Below are 18,083 nucleotides of genomic sequence, written 5' to 3'. Positions count from 1 at the left end.
TGAGACGAAAACATGGCGCTCGGTGAGATGGACCGCGCCACGTCCTCGCAGGTCAGAGCCGATGTCGGGGCCGGGCGGGCCAGCCGGGCGGGTCAGCCGGGCAGGGGCAGTGGCACCTCGCCGGACCTGCCCTGCGATGAGAGGTTCGTCCGGACGAGCGACTCCACCCGCCCCGCCGCCATCGGCCGCGCCACGAGGAACCCCTGCCCGCGCGGGCAGTCCATCGCGCGCAGCAGTTCGAGCTGCTCGGGACGCTCGATGCCCTCGGCCACCACCGTGATCCCGAGGTCGCGGCCCAGCCGGACGATCGTGCGGGTCAGCAGCGTCAGCGTCTCGTCCGAGCCGAGCCCCGCCACGAACGACGGGTCGATCTTGATGACGTCCACCGGGAGCTGCCCGAGGTAGGCGAGCGAGGCGTAGCCGGTGCCGAAGTCGTCGATCGCCAGCCGGACGCCGAGGTCGCGCAGCTCCGACAGGCGCTCCACGTTCTGGCCCGCGTCCTCGACCAGCACCTCCTCGCGCACCTCCAGCGTGAGCGCGTGCGGCGGCAGGCCGGTCTCGGCGAGCGCCGCCGCGACCGAGGCGACGAACCGGGGCGCGGCGATCTGCCGGGCGGTGAAGTTCACCGACAGGCCCACGTCCCAGGAGTCGCTGCGCCACCGGGCCACCTCCCGGCACGCCTCGCGCAGCACCCAGTCGCCGAGCGGCACCATCAGGCCCGACTCCTCCGCCGGGCCGATGAACTCCTCCGGCGGCACCGACTCGCTCCCCCGCCACCAGCGCAGCAGCGCCTCCACCCCGGTCACCCGGGACGTCGCGAGGTCCACCACCGGCTGGAACTCCACCGCGAACTGCTCCTCGGCGAGCGCCCGCTGGAGGTCGCTGCCGAGCTCCAGCCGCCGGACGACGTCGGCGTGCATGTGCGGCGCGAACACCTCCACGCGCCCGCCGCCGGCCTCCTTCGCCCGCGCCATCGCGAGGTCGCCGTTGCGGATCAGGTCGGCGGCGGTGCGCCGGACCCGGCGCCCGGCCTCGCCGCCGGAGCCGGACGCGGCGCCCCCCGGGTGCTCCTCGTCCCCGGCGAACGCGATGCCGACGCTGGCCGTCAGCACGATCTGCTTGCTGCCCACCTGGTACGGCTCGACCGACAGCACCCGCAGCATCCGCCCGGCCAGCTCGACCGCCGCCCGCGTCTCCCCCTCGTCCGAGGGCAGCTGGACGAGGACCGCGAACTCGTCCCCGCCCCACCGCGCGACGGTGTCGTCGGCCTGGACGGTCGCGCGGAGCCGCCGCGCCGCCTGCGCGAGCACCTGGTCGCCGGCCGCGTGGCCCGCCGAGTCGTTCACGGCGGTGAAGCCGTCCAGGTCGACGAAGACCACCGCGACCCGGCCGCCGCCCCGGGTGCGCGATATGAGCTCCCGCGTCCGCTCCTCCAGGTAGGACCGGTTCGGCAGACCCGTCAGCCCGTCGTGGAACGTCAGGTGCGCGACCTGGCGTTGCAGCGCCGCCTGCTCGCTGAGGTCGCGGGTGGTGACCAGCAGCCGTCCGGGCGCCTCGCCGGTGCCCGCGTACCGGGAGATCGTCGACTCGGTCGGCAGCCACGTCCCGTCCGCCGCCCGGACCCGGCAGGACACCCGCAGCGAATCCGGCTCCTCGCCCGCGAACTCGGTGAACGCCTCCTGGACGCGCGGCAGGTCCTCCGGGTGGATGATCTCGTGCAGCGGGCGTCCGAGCAGCTCGTCGGGGGTGTAGCGGTAGGTGCGCAGCGCGCCCGCGCTGGCGTACTGGACGGTGGCGTCCAGGTCGCAGATGAGGACGGCGTCGTTGATGCTCTCCGAGAGGGCGCGGAAGTGCTCCTCGCCGGTGTCGACCGCGCGGCGCAGCGCGTCGTTCTCGCGCAGCAGCCCGGCCAGCCGCGCGAGCACCACCAGCACCGCCGAGCCCGCGACGACCGCCACCACGGGCTCCAGGCCGTTCTCGCCGGTCAGCGAGTGCCCGGCGACGAACACGCCCGCCACGGCGGCGATCACCGCGGGCGCGAGGCCGGGGCCGACCATCCGGCCGCACTGCTCGGCGGACGGCGCGGCGCCCGGCTCGTCGGGGACGGCGTCCTCGGGGATGTCGTCGGTCTCGGCGGCGGGCGCCTCCGCCGGGGCCGTCCACGGCACCAGCATGAGCAGCAGCAGCCCGGCCAGCCGCAGGATGTCGGCCGGGTCGTCGGCGGGCAGGCCGCCGTCCAGCCGGACGACCGTCGTCACGATGTCGGCGACCGCGAACGCGACGAGCGCCCCGTAGCCCATCCACGCCGGACGCCTCGCCGGGACGCTCGGCCCGCGCGCCGCGCCGAGCGCGAACGGCAGCGCCCCGCACACCAGCACCGTGTCGACCACCGGGTACAGCAGTTCGAGGAAGAACTCCGGCGGCGACTCCTGGGTCTGGTGGTAGAGCGAGGAGAACAGCGTCACCCAGCCGAGCAGGAACAGGCCGCACGCGCAGACGAGAGTGTCGGCGCCGTACCGCAGCCAGGTACGGGCGTCGCGGGGCAGCCGCACCGGCACCACCAGGCCCGTCACCAGCGCGGCCGCGGCCACCAGGTAGAACAGGTCGGGTACCGACAGCGACAGGGCGCTGCGGCTGACGTTGCCCGCCGCCGCGCTGGTCACCGCGCCCGCGAACCAGCAGGTCGCGGCGATGCCGTACCAGCGCCAGGACGTCCGCCAGACCGCGCCGTCGGCCACGCCGACCGCCCGGCCGCCGGAGCCGCGCACGGAGGTCAGCAACGAGACGGCCGCCGCGCCCGCCGCGCCCGCCTCCGCCCAGGCGATGAAGGCCGTGCCGCCCCAGCCCAGCATCGAGCCGGTGGCGTAGAGCACGCCCACGATCGCGGCCAGGGCGATCGGAAGCGCCCGCACGGGCCTGCGCCTGGCGATCTCGCCGCTCATCGCGCCGTGTCCCTTCCTGCCCCGATGGGAGCGTCCGGCCCTCGCGGACGCGCGCACCGCGCCGAGAGGGGACATGAGTCCGGATACCTCACCGGTCGCTCGGGTAACGCCCGGAAGGTCATGGATCGTGCCCCGCGCGGGGTCGGCGCGGAGCGGACGGCCAGCGCGACGCGCGCGCGGGCCGGAGATCAGCGACGTTGCTGCACTGCGGGTTCACCGTGTCGCTCAATGTACGTTCCGTAGGTCACGGAGCGATTGAGGCTGGGCGTCCTCCCGGCGACGAACGACCGGGTTATGGACCTTCTTCGGCCGTCCGAAACGCGATCATCACGTTCGTCCACATCACGTTGAGTGACCATTTTCACTCCGGAAAAGCGTGTGATGTCGGCCTCCCCCGGAACGGCGCGCCGGGCCCGCGAACCGCGCCGCCTCCACGACGGTCGTAGTAGAAACGGGGGGGCGACACCACCGGGAGGCGTTCTCATGCGACGGCACGCGATCACCCTCACGTCCGCGCTGGCCGCGGCCTGCGCCCTGCTCGCGGGCTGCTCCTCGTCCGACGACGACGAACCGGAGAGCAAACCCTCCACACGCCGCCCACCGGCGGCCTCCACCGGCGCGGCACGCGAACTCGTCACGGGCCTCTCGGTGCCGTGGGCCATCGCGTTCCTGCCCGGCGGCGACGCGCTCGTGACCGAGCGTGACTCCGCCCGCCTGCTGCGCGTCACCCCGGCGGGGAAGACGACGGCGGTGGGCAAGGTGCCGGGCGTCCGGCCGTCCGGCGAGGGCGGCCTGCTCGGCGTCGCGGTCTCCCCCGGCTACGCCCGCGACCACCAGATCTTCCTGTACTACACCGCCGCCGACGACAACCGCGTGGTGCGGGCCACCTACGACAGCCGCCTCGACACCCCGCGCCCCATCGTCACCGGCATCCCCAAGGGCGACAACCACAACGGCGGCCGCCTCGCCTTCGGCCCGGACGGCATGCTCTACGTCACCACAGGCGAGAGCGGCGCGCCCGAGAAGTCCCAGGAGCGCAATTCCCTCGGCGGCAAGATCCTCCGCGTCACCCCCGACGGCCGCCCCGCCCCCGGCAATCCCTTCGGCACCCCGGTATGGACGTGGGGCCACCGCAATGTCCAGGGCCTCGCCTGGGACGAGAGGCAGCGACTCTACGCCACCGAATTCGGTCAGATCCGTTTCGACGAAATCAACCGCATTGTGAAAGGTGACAATTACGGGTGGCCCACGGTGGAAGGAATCGGACACCGCAGGGGATTCACCGATCCGCTGGTCACCTGGCCGACGCACCAGGCGTCCCCGTCCGGCCTCGCCTACGCGAACGGCTCCCTGTGGGCCGCCGCGCTCCAGGGCACCCGACTGTGGCAGATCCCCCTCCGCGACGGCGTGCCCGGCCGGCCCGTCCCCCGCTACCAGGACGCCTACGGCCGCCTCCGCGCCGTCGTCCGCGCCCCCGACGGCACCCTCTGGGTCACCACCAGCAACAAGGACGGCCGGGGCAACCCGAAGTCGAACGACGACCGCATCCTCGTCCTCCCCGCCCGCTGATCGGTAGCGGGCGGGGAGGAGACGGTCAGGACGCGCCGAGCTTCTCCAGGATCAGTTCGCGGGCGCGGCCCGCGTCGGCCTGGCCCCGGGTGGCCTTCATGACGGCGCCGACCAGGGCGCCCGCGGCGGCGACCTTGCCCGCGCGGACCTTGTCGGCGACGGCGGCGTTGCCCGCGATCACCTCGTCCACGATCGAGGCCAGCTCGCCCTCGTCGCTGACGACCTTCAGCCCGCGCGCGGCGACGACCTCGTCGGGGGTGCCCTCACCGGCAAGGACGCCCTCGAAGACCTGGCGGGCCAGCTTGTCGTTCAGCTCCCCCGCCGTGATTATCGCCTGGACGCGGGCGACCTGCTCGGGGGTGATCGGCAGGTCGGCCAGCTCGGCGCCCTGCTCGGTCGCGCGGCGCGACAGCTCGTTCATCCACCACTTGCGGGCCGCGCCCGCGTCGGCGCCCGCGGCGATCGTCGCCTCGATGAGGTCGACGGCGCCCGCGTTGACGACGTCCCGCAGCTCCAGGTCCGACAGGCCCCACTCGCCCTGGATGCGGCGGCGGCGCGCGGCGGGGAGCTCGGGCAGCGACGCCCGCAGCTCCTCCACCCACTCGCGCGACGGTGCCATCGGCACCAGGTCGGGCTCGGGGAAGTAGCGGTAGTCCTGCGCCTCCTCCTTGCTGCGCCCGGACGTGGTGCGACCGGTGTCCTCGTGGAAGTGGCGGGTCTCCTGCACGACCCGGCCGCCCCCGGACAGCACGCCCGCCTGCCGCTCGATCTCCGACCGGACGGACCGCTCGACCGAGCGCAGCGAGTTGACGTTCTTGGTCTCGGTGCGCGTGCCCCACTCCGACGCGCCGCGCGGCATCAGCGAGACGTTCACGTCGCAGCGCATGGAGCCCTCCTCCATGCGCACGTCCGAGACGCCGAGCGACCGCACCAGCTCGCGCAGCTCGGTCGCGTACGCGCGGGCCACCAGCGGCGCCTTGTCGCCGGTCGCGGGGATCGGCTTCGTGACGATCTCCACCAGCGGGATTCCGGCGCGGTTGTAGTCGACCAGCGAGAACTCCGCGCCGTGGATGCGCCCGGTCGCCCCGCCCACGTGCAGCGACTTGCCGGTGTCCTCCTCCATGTGGACGCGCTCGATCTCGATCCGGTACGTCTCGCCCTCGACCTCGACGTCCAGGTGCCCGTCCACGCAGAGGGGCTCGTCGTACTGGGAGATCTGGAAGTTCTTCGGCATGTCCGGATAGAAGTAGTTCTTCCGGGCGAACCTGCACCACTCGACGATGTCGCAGTTCAGCGCCAGACCGATCTTGATGATGCCCTCGATCGCGGCGTGGTTGGTCACCGGCAGCGCGCCCGGCAGCCCGAGGCAGACCGGGCACACCTGCGTGTTCGGCTCGGCGCCGAACTCCGTCCGGCACCCGCAGAACATCTTGGACGCGGTGCCCAACTCGATGTGCGTCTCGATGCCGAGGACAGGCTCGTACTTCCCGAGCGCCTCGTCGAAGTCCATCAGCGTGTTCACACTCACAGGTATCCCAGTCCCTTCAACGCCTCTTCGGTCTCGGCCACCCAGGCGGCGTACGCCGGAATCTGGGCCAGCGCGTCGAGGCTGACGTTCTGTCCTATGTAATCGAAGTAGTCGGCGGAGGACCGGCGGCCGCCGCGCGGCCGCACCGCGTCCAGCACGGGCTTCGGGTCCCGCAGTTTCTCCACGTCCCGTGGATGTTTCGGGAGGTGGGAGGGGTCGCTCCCGCTCAGCCCGGCCCAGGCCGCAGGGTCGGCCAGCAGCCACGCCTCGGTCTCCCGCCTGGGCACCAGCGGGATCACAGGGGTCGCGAGACCCCGGCTCTCCAGTAGCGCCTGAACGGTTTTGATCTTGGCGCGTTCGTTGTGATCGTTGTGGACGCAGATCAGGTGGCAGTCCTCGGCCAGGGCGAGCACCGCCTCGCCGACCCGGTCGGCGTCCTTGATCGTCCAGCATTCGCCGACCTCGGTGCGGGCGACGTCCACGACGTGCCGGGCGCCCTTCTCGGTGAGGGCCCTGAGCTGGCGGAACACCACGGCGCCGAGGAAGCGCTCGTCGGCGGTGTTCTCGGCGAGGAGCCCCGGCACCAGCGGACGGCTCACGGGTCGTCCTGCCGCACGGTGCCCAGGTACTTGCGCACCTGCCTGGGCGACACGTACGTGCCCGGCTCCCCCTCGTCCCGGACCGGCTTGGCCACGCTCACGCGGGACACCCGTCCGTTGTCGGGGTCCACGCGCACCGCCGAGTCCATGAACACCAGCGCCCCCGGCCGCGTCCGGTACAGCTCGGACACGACCACCGGCGAATGGCTGGTGACGATGACCTGCCGAAGCGGCCGGTCGAGCGAGTCGGGGTCGTGCAGATCGGTCACCCGCGTCTGAATGCGCCGCAGCAGCTCGGCGAGCAGCCCGGGGTGCAGCCCGTTCTCGATCTCCTCGATCATCAGGACGCCCGCGTGGTCGGGGTCGTGCAGGGCGGCGAGGAGGCCGAGAATACGCAGCGTCCCGTCCGAGAGCAGGCTACTGGGAACGCTCCCCTGCCCTTCGATGACCAGGTCGAACGACCATTCCTGACGCTTCTCGTCCAGTTCGGTCTTGAGGCCCGTCACGTCCGGGAGCAGCGCGACGACATCGACCATGAGGTCGGCGAACGCCTCGGTCCCGCTGATCCGCCCGAGCACGGCGGCGAGGTTGCCGCCGTGGCGCAGCAGCGGACGCTGGTCGGCCCGGCTGGCGATCCCGCGCATCGCCTGCGGGTAGGGGACGTACTCCCGCACGGGCGGGAACGCGCCGGCGATCGCGTCCACGGCCGGGACCCAGGCCTCCGCGGGCGAGTCGTCCGACAACAGCGTCGACAACTCCTTCCAGCGGCGCTCCCTCACCTCGGGCGGGAGGGGGCTCTCCTCACCGAGGAAGCCGTAGTGCCGGTCGTTCGTGGCGAATCTGGGAGTGCCCTCGTCGAGCTCGACAGCCTTCTCCGCCGCTAGGGCGACGAACCCGTCGGGCGTTCGGACGAGCCAGTGGACGACCACGGTAAGCCTGTCCACGGGGTCGCCTTCGCTCACCATGTGGAACTGCTCGTGCGGCCTTCCCCTCCTGCCCTGGAGCAGGCCCTCGCCGTGGAAGAGCTCCTCCTGGTATTCGATCGCGTCGAGGAGGTTGGACTTGCCGCTGGAGTTGGGGCCGATGAGGGCGAGGAACGGCGGCACGTCCAGCTTGAAGTCCAGGAAGGACTTGAAGCCGTCGATCTCGATCCGGGTGATCACCGCGTGCCGCCGTTCCCCCGCCGCCTACAGTTCCGGGGCCTTGGCCAGCAGCGGGCCCGACCAGCGGTCCTCAAGGGCACGCTCGACGGCGGCGGCGACGCGGTAGGAGCGGTCGTCGCCGAGGACCGGGGCCATGACCTGGAGGCCGACCGGCAGGCCGTCGGCGAGGCCGCAGGGCACCGAGATCGCGGCGTTGCCGGTCAGGTTCGCCGGGATCGTGTACAGGTCGGCGAGGTACATCGCCATCGGGTCGTCGACGCGCTCGCCGATCGGGAACGCGGTGGTCGGGGTGGTCGGCGAGACCAGCACGTCCACCTGCTCGAAGGCCGTGTCGAAGTCGCGCTTGACCAGCGTGCGGACCTGCTGCGCCTTGCCGTAGTAGGCGTCGTAGTAGCCCGAGGACAGCGCGTAGGTGCCGAGCATGATGCGCCGCTTGACCTCGGGGCCGAAGCCCTGGGCGCGGGTCAGCGCCATGACCTCCTCGGCGCTGCGGGTGCCGTCGTCGCCGACGCGCAGGCCGTAGCGCATGGCGTCGAAGCGGGCCAGGTTGGACGAGGCCTCCGACGGCGCGATCAGGTAGTACGCCGACAGCGCGTAGGTGAAGTGCGGGCAGGAGACCTCGACGATCTTCGCGCCGAGCGACTCCAGCAGCTCCACGGCCTCCTCGAAGCGGGCCGCGACGCCGGGCTCGGCGCCCTCGCCCGCGAACTGCTTGACGACGCCGACGCGCAGGCCGTTGACGTCGGCGCGGCGGGCGGCCTCGACGACCGGCGGGACCGGCGCGTCCACGGACGTGGAGTCCATCGCGTCGTGGCCGCTGAACACCTCGTGCAGCAGCGCCGCGTCCAGGACGGTGCGGGCGAACGGGCCCGGGGTGTCCAGCGAGGACGCGAACGCGATCACGCCGTAGCGGGACGAGCCGCCGTAGGTGGGCTTCATGCCGACGATGCCGGTGACGGCGGCGGGCTGGCGGATCGAGCCGCCGGTGTCGGTGCCGGTGGACAGCGGCGCCTGGTAGGCGGCGACCGCGGCCGAGCTGCCGCCGGACGAGCCGCCCGGGACGCGGGCCAGGTCCCACGGGTTGTGCGAGGGGCCGAAGGCGCTGTTCTCGGTGGAGGAGCCCATGGCGAACTCGTCCATGTTCGTCTTGCCGAGGATCACCAGGCCCTTGGCGCGCAGCCGGGCCGTGATGGTCGCGTCGTAGGGCGGGCGCCAGCCATCCAGGATCTTCGACCCGGCGGTGGTGGGCATGTCGCGGGTGGTGAACACGTCCTTGTGCGCGATCGGCACTCCCGCCAGCGGGCCAAGATCCTCCCCGGCGGCGCGGCGCTCGTCGACCTCGCGGGCCTGGGCGAGCGTGGTGTCGCGGTCGACGTGCAGGAACGCGCGCACCTTGCCGTCCACGGCCGCGATGCGGTCCAGGTGCGCCTCGGCGACCTCGACGGCCGACGTCTCGCCCGAGGCGATCAGCTCGCCGAGCTCCGCCGCGCTCTTGGTGACCAGGTCCATGCTCAGGCCTCCTCGTCCAGGATCCGCGGGACGCGGAAGCGCTGCTCCTCGGCGGCGGGCGCGGCGGCGAGGGCCTGCTCGGGGGCGAGCGACGGGCGGATCTCGTCGGCGCGGTACACGTTGGTCAGCGGGAGCGCGTGCGAGGAGGGCGGGATGTCCTCCGCGGCGACCTCCTGCACGCGCGCGACCGCGGAGATGATCTGGTCGAGCTGGGCGGCGAGGTGGTCGAGCTCGTCGTCGCCGAGCGCCAGCCGGGAGAGCCGGGCGAGATGCGACACCTCGTCACGGGTGATGGCGGACATGATGGGAAACCGTTCCTGCGATGAAGTGGGTTCACGGCCATCCTATGGGCCGCGTGCCCGCCGCCGCCCGCATCGCGGCGCGTCACTCCGGGCGCGGGTGCTGCCCGTACTGCTGTGGAGGCGGCGCGTACTGCTGCGGGGCCTGCTGCTGGGCGTGCTGCTGCGGATAGGGAAGGCCCTGCGGCGGGACGGCGCCCTGCTGGTACGGGAGCGTCACCGACTTCGGCTCCGGGGGCTTCATGCTCGCCATGGCCGCCGCGCCGAACACCGCGCACGCCAGGATGACGAATCCCCCGAAGATCACTCCGGCGAGGTCGTAGACGCTGAACTGCTCCTCTTCCGACAGCGCGTCCACGGTGATGAAGAAACTGAGCGCTATTCCCATCAGGGAAAGGGCGAAGATTACCCCGCGCGCGGCATTGTTCATGGACAGTGATCTTAGCGGGTGGCTTGCCCGTCGTAAGGGGATTTGTCAGGCCGCTGGTTCGGGCGCGCGTTCCATCCGGCGCCGGAGCCAGTCGGTGGCGGTGGCGGCGTCCATGGGGCGGCCGAAGTGCCAGCCCTGCGCCGCGTCGCAGCCCATCTCGCGGAGCGTCCGGGCGGTCTGCGGGTCCTCCACGCCCTCGGCGACCGAGCGCAGCCCGAGCGTGCGGACGAGGTCGACGATGGAGCGGACGATCACCGCGTCGTCGGAGGAGCCGGTGAGCCGCCGCACGAACGAGGCGTCGATCTTGATCTCCTCGACCGGGAGCCGCTTGAGCCGCACGAGCGAGGAGTAGCCGGTGCCGAAGTCGTCCAGGCTGAGCGGGATGCCCAGCTCCGCGAGGGCGCGGACGGTCTCGGACGCGTACGCCTGCTCGTTCATCAGGATCCGCTCGGTGATCTCCAGTTGGAGCGCGGCGGCGGGCAGGCCGTGCGAGAGCAGGCCCTCCTCGATCGTCTCGGTGAGGCCGGTGTCGAGCAGGTCGCGTCCGGAGGCGTTCACCGCGACCTGGACGGCGAGGTCCTCGCGCCACCACGCGGCGGTCTGCGCGAGCGCCGCCTCCACGACGTAGTGGGTGATCGAGCGCATCAGGTAGGTCTGCTCGGCGATCGACAGGAACGCCTCGGGCTCCAGCAGGCCCTTGTCGGGGTGGCGCCAGCGCAGCAGCGCCTCCATGCCGACGAGCTGCTTGTCCCGCAGAGCGATCTTGGGCTGGTAGAACAGCTCCAGCTCGGAGCGGTCGATGGCGCGGCGCAGGTCGCCGAGAATGCTGAGCCGGTCCGGGGAGTTGCGGTCCTTGCCGGGCGAGTAGACCTCGACGCCGGTGCGGCCTTCCTTGGCGTTGTACATCGCGACGTCGGCGCGCTGGAGGAGCAGCTCGAAGTCCTGCGCGTGGTCGGGGAAGAGCGCGATGCCGACGCTGCCCTCCAGGTCGAACGACATGCCGTCCAGCCGGACGGGCTCGCCGAGCGCGGCGCGCAGCCGGGCGGCGACCTCGCGGGCGGCGGCCTCGTCCCGGACGGTGGGCAGCAGCACCGCGAACTCGTCGCCGCCGAGCCGCGCCACGAGGTCGCCCGGCCGGACGCTGTGGGTGAGCCGGTGCGCGACGAGCTGGAGCAGCCGGTCGCCGGTGGCGTGCCCGAGGGTGTCGTTGACCTCCTTGAACCGGTCGAGGTCGAGCAGGAACAGCCCGGCGCGGCGGTTCTCGGGCTCGGCGGCGGCGTCCCGGCGGGCCCGGGCGCCTGCACGGCCGAACCAGCGGGGCGGGCTCTGGTCGGCGCCGCTCGCCTCGGCGAGCGCCTCCTCGGTGCGGACGGTCAGCAGCTTGCGGTTGGGCAGCCCGGTCAGGACGTCGTGCAGCGCCTGGTGCTCGCGGCGCACCGACACCGACGCGTTCAGGTACACGGCGATGAACGGCAGGACGATCAGCGGGACGAACACCGCGGACCTGTCCATCGCGACGACCATCAGCGGGGCGAGCCCGAGCAGCGCCAGGTGGACGAGGACCTGGTAGCCGAGGTCCCAGCGCAGCGCCTTGAGCAGCGGGACCCGCTCGTGCAGCGCGATCGCGGAGCCGACGAGGGTGTCGTTGCAGCCGAAGTAGACCGCGCCGGCCAGCGCGATCAGGGGCAGGTCGCCGCCGTCGGGCACCCACAGCCGCGTCGGGGTGGCCATGTCGCCCGCCAGCGCCAGCACGAGCTGGGCGGCGGCGAGGCTGAGCGTGTACTGCGCGGCGTTGAAGGCGATGCGGTGCGGGCTGCGGCCGCGGAAGATCCCGGCGGTGACGACGGCGACGACCTGGAGGGTCGCGGCGAGCGGCAGCCCCGCGTACAGCAGCGCGGCGAACGCGAACGTCGTCGAGGTGGTGGCGCCGTTGTTCTCGGTGGACCCCGGCGTGATGATCGGCCGCAGCTCCCCGAACACAATGAAGCAGCCGAGGATCCAGAAGACGGGCTGGCGCGCGAGGGCGTCCAGGTCCGCGCCGGTCAGCCCGGCGAACGCCGTGGCGCAGGCGGCGACGCCGAGCAGGATGACGACGACGAAGTAGATCCACAACGGGGAGCCGCGGCGTGGCGCCGTGTTCCGCGTGTTGTTCGGGTCCTTCATCACATCCTCGGGGGGTTCGGGGGGCCGTCCCCCGGGAGCGGACGCCCCGGACCTCGGGGACGCCCCCGGGCGATTCGTCCGAACATTCAGGTGGGTCGTGATGAGAGGGAGAGTACGGCCTTTGCTCAACTTCGCGAAACCGGTTGCGCACGTTCCGTTATGCTCGGCGCCCCTTCCCTCCCGGCCGACTCGTAGCTGTGCGGTACCGCTGAGTGACGCAACGCTGGTAGCAGGCCCCTTACTCACATCTCGTCACTCCTCGGTAGGCAAAGCCGCGTTTTTGGCCGCATCTGGCCCGTCGGCCAGCAGGACGGCGAACCCTTCGTCCCCCAGGATCGGCACGCCCAGCTTGACGGCTTTGTCGAACTTCGACCCCGGGCTCTCGCCCGCGACCACGAAGTCCGTTTTCTTCGACACCGACGCGGTCACCTTGCCGCCGAGCCGCTGCACCGCCTCCTTCGCCGAGTCGCGGCTGTACCCCTCCAGCGAACCGGTGATCACGACCGTGACGTCCTTGAGCGGCCGCGGGCCGCCCGCGCCCTCGTCCTCCATCCGGACCCCGGCGGCCCGCCACTTCTCGACGATCTCGCGGTGCCAGTCGACCTCGAACCACGCCCTGATCGAGGCCGCGATCGTGGGGCCGACGTCCTCCACGGCCGCCAGCTCCTCCTCGGTCGCGTTCGCGATCGCGTCCATCGACCCGAGCTCGCGGGCGAGGTTCTGGGACGCGGCGGGCCCCACGTGCCGGATCGACAGCGCCACCAGCACCCGCCACAGCGGCTGCTTCTTGGCCTTCTCCAGCTCCTCGAACAGGATCGAGACCGTCTTCTTCGGCTCGCCCTCCTTGTTGGCGAAGAACGACACGACCTTCGGCTCGCCGGTCTTCGGGTCGATCTTGGGCGTGCCGGTCTTCTGGTCCATCACGAGGCTCCGGATCGGCAGGAGCTGATCGACGCTGAGATGGAACAGGTCGCCCTCGTTCCTGACCGGCGGGTCGCTCGGCTCCAGCGGCTGCGTGAGCGCGACCGCCCCGACGTACCCGAGCGCCTCGATGTCGAGGGCGTTGCGGCTCGCCACGAAGAACAGCCGCTCGCGCAGCTGGCCCGGGCAGTACCGCGTGTTCGGGCACCGGATGTCGACGTCGCCCTCCTTCTCGTGCGCCAGCTCCGTGCCGCACTCCGGGCAGTGCGTCGGCATCTCGAACGCGCGCTCGGTGCCGTCGCGCAGCGCGACGACCGGCGCGACGATCTCCGGGATTACGTCGCCCGCCTTGCGCAGCACGACGGTGTCGCCGATCAGCACGCCCTTGCGCGCGACCTCGCTCGCGTTGTGCAGGGTCGCCCGGTCGACCTTGGACTGGGCGACCACGATCGGCTCCATCACGCCGTAGGGGGTGACGCGCCCCGTCCGGCCGACGCCGACCTTGATGTCGAGGAGCTTGGTGTTGACCTCCTCCGGCGGGTACTTCCACGCGATCGCCCAGCGCGGCGCGCGGCTGGTCGACCCGAGCCGCCGCTGGAGCGCGAACTGGTCGACCTTCACGACCACGCCGTCGATCTCGTAGGCCGTGCCGTGCCGGTTCTCGCCGTACCGCTCGATGTAGGCGCGGACGGCGTCGAGCCCGCCGACGACCTCGTACCGGTCGCTGACCGGCAGCCCCCAGCCGCGCATCAGCTCGTACGCGCCGGACTGGCTCTCGGGCTGCTCCCCGCCCCGCCAGGCGCCGAACCCGTGCACGAGCATCCCGAGCGGGCGGCGCGCGGTGACGCGCGGGTCCTTCTGCCGCAGCGACCCGGCCGCGGCGTTGCGCGGGTTGGCGAACGGGTCCTTCCCGGCCTCCACCTGCGCGGCGTTGACCTGCTCGAATCCCTCGACCGGCAGGAAGACCTCGCCGCGCACCTCCAGGACGTCCGGCCAGCCCTCGCCCTCCAGCCGCGTCGGGATGTCGGCGATCGTGCGGATGTTGTGCGTGACGTCCTCGCCGCGGCGCCCGTCGCCGCGGGTCACCCCGCGCACGAGCCGCCCCTGCTCGTAGGTCACCGCGATCGCCAGCCCGTCGATCTTCAGCTCGCACAGATAGCCGGCGACCTCGCCGACCTCCTTGACGACCCGCTCGTCCCAGGCCAGCAGCGCGTCGGCGTTCATCGCGTTGTCGAGGCTCTGCATCGGCTCCAGATGCGCGACCTCGGCGAAGTCGGTCTCGATCGGGGCGCCGACCTTCTGGGTGGGCGAGTCCGGGGTGACCAGCTCCGGGTACCGCTCCTCCAGCTCCTTCAGCTCGCGCATCATCGCGTCGTACTCGGCGTCGGTGAGCGTCGGCTGGTCGAGGACGTAGTACCGGTAGTTGCCCTCGTCGATCTTCTCGCTCAGCTCCAGATGACGCTGCCGTGCCTCGACGGGCACCCCATCGCTCGTGGTCATGCGCCTATTGTGGCCGCCACCACCGACAATGCGACCCGCCGCGCCCCGCTTCAGTCGGCCTCGTGCAGCATCCGGGCCGCCTCGCGGCACCGCTTCAGCGCCGCGCGGACGTGGCGCGGCGACGCGCCCGCCATCCCGCACGCCGGGGTGACCACCACCTGGCGGGCGAGCTGCGCGGGCGGGAAGCCGAGCCTGTTCCACAGCGCCCGCACCGGTTCCGCCGTCGCCTTCAGCGGCGGCAGCGCGGCGTCGGTCGAGGGCACCGCGCCGAGGAACAGGCCGATCCCCGCCTCGATCGCCTCGCCGACCGCGTCGTCGTCCCGCTTGGGCACGAGCGCGAGATCGACCGCGACCGCCTTGGCGCCCGCGCCGCGCAGCAGCCCGAACGGGACGTTCCGCGCGCAGCAGTGCACGACCGGGTACGCGGCGTCGTCCGCGCACGCCGTCTCGATCACCGTGCCCAGCGCGTCCTCGGCGACCGGCGCCTCGATCGCCCGCAGCCGCGAGAAGCCGCTGGCGGTCGGGACCGTCCCGGCGAGCGCTGCGGGCAGACCCGGCTCGTCGATCTGGAGCAGGATCCGCGCGTCCGGCAGCCGGCGCCGGACGTCGGCCACGTGCGCGGCGGCGCCCTCGGCCAGCGACGCGGTCAGGTCGCGGACGGCCCCCGGGTCCTTGAGCGCGCGGTCGCCGTGCCGCAGCTCGATCGTCGCGGCCAGCGTCCACGGCCCGCACACCTGGATCTTGAACGGCCCGTCGTGCCCGGCCGCGACCTCCTCCAGCACGTCCAGGTCGCGGGCGAGGTGGTCGCGCGAGCGGAGCGTGTCGCGGCCCGGCCGGTCGGAGAACCGCCAGCCCGACGGCTCCAGGTGGACGGGCAGCTCGACCAGGAGCCCCGCCGTCCGTCCGGTGATGTCGGCGCCGGGTCCGCGCGCGGGCAGCTCGGGCAGGTGCGGCAGCTCGGGCAGCTCCCCGAGGACGACCCGCAACGCCTCGGCGGGGTCCTCGCCCGGGTAGGACCCGATTCCGGTGGCCGAACCGATCTGCCAGGGGTAATCCGTCACGGGGCAAACCCTATCGGCGCGATCACACGCCGGCGCCGACGGTCGCGGCGATCGTCGCGGAGCCCAGAACGCGGTCGCCCTGGTACAGGACGGCCGCCTGGCCGCTCGCCACGCCGCGCGCGGGACGCTCCAGGGTGATCCGCAGCTCGTCGCCGACAAGCTCGGCCGTGCAGGCGTGCACCTCGCCATGGGCGCGAAGCTGGACGTGGCACGAGAAAGGGCCGTTCCGGGGGGTGTGGGGGGTCGTCCCCCCACAGGAGGCCGAGCCGTCGGGCGCCTCGCTCAGCCACACCGGACGCTCGCCGGTGATCTCGTGGACGTCGAGCGCCTCGCGCGGCCCGACGGTCACGGTGTTGTCCACCGGGGAGATGTCGAGGACGTAGCGGGGGCGCCCGTCCGGCGCCGGGGTGCCGAGCCGCAGGCCCTTGCGCTGCCCGACCGTGTACGCGTACGCGCCGTCGTGCTCGCCGACCCGGTTGCCCGCGGTGTCGAGGACGGCCCCGGGGGACGTGCCGAGCCGCTCGGCGAGGAAGCCCCGGGTGTCGCCGTCGGCGATGAAGCAGATGTCGTGGCTGTCGGGCTTGTCGGCCACCTGGAGGCCGCGCCGCTCCGCCTCCCGGCGGATGTCGGCCTTGGTCGTGTCGCCGAGCGGGAACAGCGCGTGCGCGAGCTGCTCGGGCGTGCAGACGGCCAGCACGTAGGACTGGTCCTTGCCGTGGTCGACACCGCGCCGCAGGACGCCGCCGTCCAGCCGGGCGTAGTGGCCGGTGCAGACGGCGTCGAACCCGAGCGCGAGCGCGCGGTCCAGCAGCGCCGCGAACTTGATCTTCTCGTTGCAGCGCAGGCACGGGTTCGGGGTGCGGCCCGCCGCGTACTCGCTGACGAAGTCCTCGACGACGTCCCGGTGGAAGCGCTCGGCGAGGTCCCACACGTAGAACGGGATGCCGATCACGTCGGCGGCGCGGCGCGCGTCGCGGGAGTCCTCCAGCGTGCAGCAGCCGCGCGCGCCCGTCCGGTAGGACTGCGGATTGCTGGACAGCGCCATGTGGACGCCCGTGACGTCGTGCCCGGCCTCGGCGGCGCGTGCGGCGGCCACGGCGGAGTCGACGCCGCCCGACATGGCGGCGAGTACGCGCAGAGTCATAGTCCTTCGAGCCTACGCGCCGCCGACCCGGCGCCGCGACGCGGTTCCCGCCCGGCCCGGCGGAAGATCGGCGGCCTGACCGGCGACAGGCGCGCGGGTGCGGCGGCTCGCGTAAGGTGACGGGGCGGGCTCCGGAGAGGGGGCCCGCAGCCGCCACGACAAGGAAGAGACGACAGGTGGGAATCTTCCGCCGTCCGCGCGACACGCCCGCCGCCGTACCGCCCGCGATCGCCGAGTTCTGGGACTGGTGGGGCCAGGCGCGTCCGACGATCGAGGCGTCGCTGGCGGCCGGGCCCGAGCAGCCCGAGCCCGGCGTGCCCGGCGAGGGGCTCTCGGCCGACACGATCGAGGAGCTGTCGCGCCGCGTCCGCAAGGTCCATCCCGAGCTCCAGTGGGAGATCGGCGGCTCGGACGACCGCGCGCCCTCGCTGACCGTGACCGGTGGCGGCGACCCGGAGCTGCGCGGCGTGGCCGAGCGCTGGTTCCGGGCCGCGCCGTCCGGGGCGGCGGCCGGCGGCTGGACGTTCCACCCCGCGCGGCAGGCCGACCCCGAGATGCTCTCGCAGGACCTCGTCCTCGGCGACCACGAGTTCGACCTGGAGTACGTGCGGCTCGGCATGCGCGCCGACACCGACCGGGCCCGCGTCCACATCAGCGCCTACCACCCCGACTTCCTGTTCGTGTCGGAGGAGCAGCAGCTCCAGGTGGCCCTGCACGTCCTGGACTGGGCCCTCGGCGAGGACGACGTCGCCCGCTGGATCGGCGAGGTGTCGATCGCGATCGAGACCCCGATCGACTCGCTGCCGCCCTCGATGCTGCCCGCCGTCGTCGAGCAGGTGGCCGAGCCGTTCGCCGAGCCCGCGTGGCTGACCGGCGAGGGCCGGACGCCGCGCGGCCACCCCAAGCGCCTCGGCGCCCGGTTCCCGCTGCACCGGCAGGACTACCCGCTCTGCGACCTGCACGTGGCGATCACCGTCCCGTACGCCAACAGCAACCCCGACCGGCTGCCGGTGGAGCCGTCGGCGGGCGCGCTGCGCGCGTTCGAGAAGAAGCTGACCAAGCTCGGCGACCGGGCGGTGCTGGCCGTGCGGGAGACCGGGGACGGCCTGCGGGTGTTCCACCTGTACGCCGACCCCGACTCCGGCGTGATCGGTGAGCTGGACCAGCTCGCCGCCGCCTGGACGGAGGGCAAGGCCAAGGTGGCCTCGACCAACGACCCCGGCTGGCGCGCGTTCGCCCCCTACCGGCCCTGATC

At 72.8% G+C, this 18,083-nt stretch carries 13 protein-coding genes; 2 read left to right on the top strand and 11 right to left on the bottom strand.

What is annotated here, in order from left to right:
- Positions 1-92: 92 nt before the first annotated feature.
- Complete coding sequence (locus tag K2F47_RS04190; protein WP_242901324.1) at positions 93-2,942, bottom strand: putative bifunctional diguanylate cyclase/phosphodiesterase; 2,850 nt, start codon at positions 2,940-2,942, stop codon at positions 93-95.
- A gap of 483 nt (positions 2,943-3,425) precedes the next feature.
- On the opposite strand from K2F47_RS04190, the gene K2F47_RS04185 reads away from it, so the two are divergent.
- Positions 3,426-4,511 (top strand): PQQ-dependent sugar dehydrogenase, encoded by a 1,086-nt coding sequence (locus K2F47_RS04185; RefSeq protein WP_242901323.1) that lies wholly within the window; start codon positions 3,426-3,428, stop codon positions 4,509-4,511.
- Positions 4,512-4,536: 25 nt separating this feature from the next.
- Here K2F47_RS04185 and gatB read toward each other — a convergent pair whose 3' ends face one another.
- The 10 genes from gatB to mnmA all read right to left on the bottom strand — a co-directional run bounded on the left by gatB (position 4,537) and on the right by mnmA (position 16,828).
- The gene (gatB, locus tag K2F47_RS04180; RefSeq protein ID WP_242902560.1) at positions 4,537-6,021 is read right to left on the bottom strand and encodes an Asp-tRNA(Asn)/Glu-tRNA(Gln) amidotransferase subunit GatB; all 1,485 of its coding nucleotides are present in this window, start codon (positions 6,019-6,021) and stop codon (positions 4,537-4,539) included.
- 14 nt (positions 6,022-6,035) lie between these two features.
- Positions 6,036-6,638: a DUF4276 family protein gene (locus K2F47_RS04175; protein ID WP_242901322.1), complete on the bottom strand. Its 603-nt coding sequence runs from the start codon at positions 6,636-6,638 to the stop codon at positions 6,036-6,038.
- Positions 6,635-7,801: an AAA family ATPase gene (locus tag K2F47_RS41235; RefSeq protein ID WP_242901321.1), complete on the bottom strand. Its 1,167-nt coding sequence runs from the start codon at positions 7,799-7,801 to the stop codon at positions 6,635-6,637. Before K2F47_RS41235 ends, K2F47_RS04175 begins: the two co-directional genes overlap by 4 nt.
- 24 nt (positions 7,802-7,825) lie before the next feature.
- Entirely contained in the window at positions 7,826-9,310 is a 1,485-nt protein-coding gene (gene gatA, locus K2F47_RS04165) for an Asp-tRNA(Asn)/Glu-tRNA(Gln) amidotransferase subunit GatA (protein ID WP_242901320.1), read from the bottom strand.
- A 2-nt stretch (positions 9,311-9,312) separates the two neighbouring features.
- The gene (gatC, locus tag K2F47_RS04160; protein ID WP_242885080.1) at positions 9,313-9,612 is read right to left on the bottom strand and encodes an Asp-tRNA(Asn)/Glu-tRNA(Gln) amidotransferase subunit GatC; all 300 of its coding nucleotides are present in this window, start codon (positions 9,610-9,612) and stop codon (positions 9,313-9,315) included.
- Positions 9,613-9,694: 82 nt separating this feature from the next.
- Entirely contained in the window at positions 9,695-10,039 is a 345-nt protein-coding gene (locus K2F47_RS04155) for a hypothetical protein (protein ID WP_242901319.1), read from the bottom strand.
- Between the two features lie 45 nt (positions 10,040-10,084).
- Positions 10,085-12,202, bottom strand: a complete 2,118-nt coding sequence (locus K2F47_RS04150) for a putative bifunctional diguanylate cyclase/phosphodiesterase (RefSeq protein ID WP_242901318.1) — start codon at positions 12,200-12,202, stop codon at positions 10,085-10,087.
- A gap of 252 nt (positions 12,203-12,454) precedes the next feature.
- A complete protein-coding gene (gene ligA, locus K2F47_RS04145) occupies positions 12,455-14,623 on the bottom strand; it encodes an NAD-dependent DNA ligase LigA (protein ID WP_242901317.1) in 2,169 nt (722 codons plus the stop codon).
- Between the two features lie 50 nt (positions 14,624-14,673).
- A complete protein-coding gene (locus K2F47_RS04140) occupies positions 14,674-15,684 on the bottom strand; it encodes a methionine synthase (protein WP_242901316.1) in 1,011 nt (336 codons plus the stop codon).
- A gap of 22 nt (positions 15,685-15,706) precedes the next feature.
- The gene (gene mnmA / locus K2F47_RS04135; protein WP_242901315.1) at positions 15,707-16,828 is read right to left on the bottom strand and encodes a tRNA 2-thiouridine(34) synthase MnmA; all 1,122 of its coding nucleotides are present in this window, start codon (positions 16,826-16,828) and stop codon (positions 15,707-15,709) included.
- A gap of 176 nt (positions 16,829-17,004) precedes the next feature.
- On the opposite strand from mnmA, the gene K2F47_RS41230 reads away from it, so the two are divergent.
- Entirely contained in the window at positions 17,005-18,081 is a 1,077-nt protein-coding gene (locus K2F47_RS41230; protein ID WP_242901314.1) for a DUF695 domain-containing protein, read from the top strand.
- Positions 18,082-18,083 lie beyond the last annotated feature (2 nt).

Origin of the sequence: Actinomadura terrae (assembly GCF_022751215.1) — a bacterium.
Lineage (GTDB): Bacteria > Actinomycetota > Actinomycetes > Streptosporangiales > Streptosporangiaceae > Spirillospora > Spirillospora terrae.
Note: the sequence above shows the minus strand (reverse complement) of the source record. Positions and strands in the feature narration are given on the sequence as shown.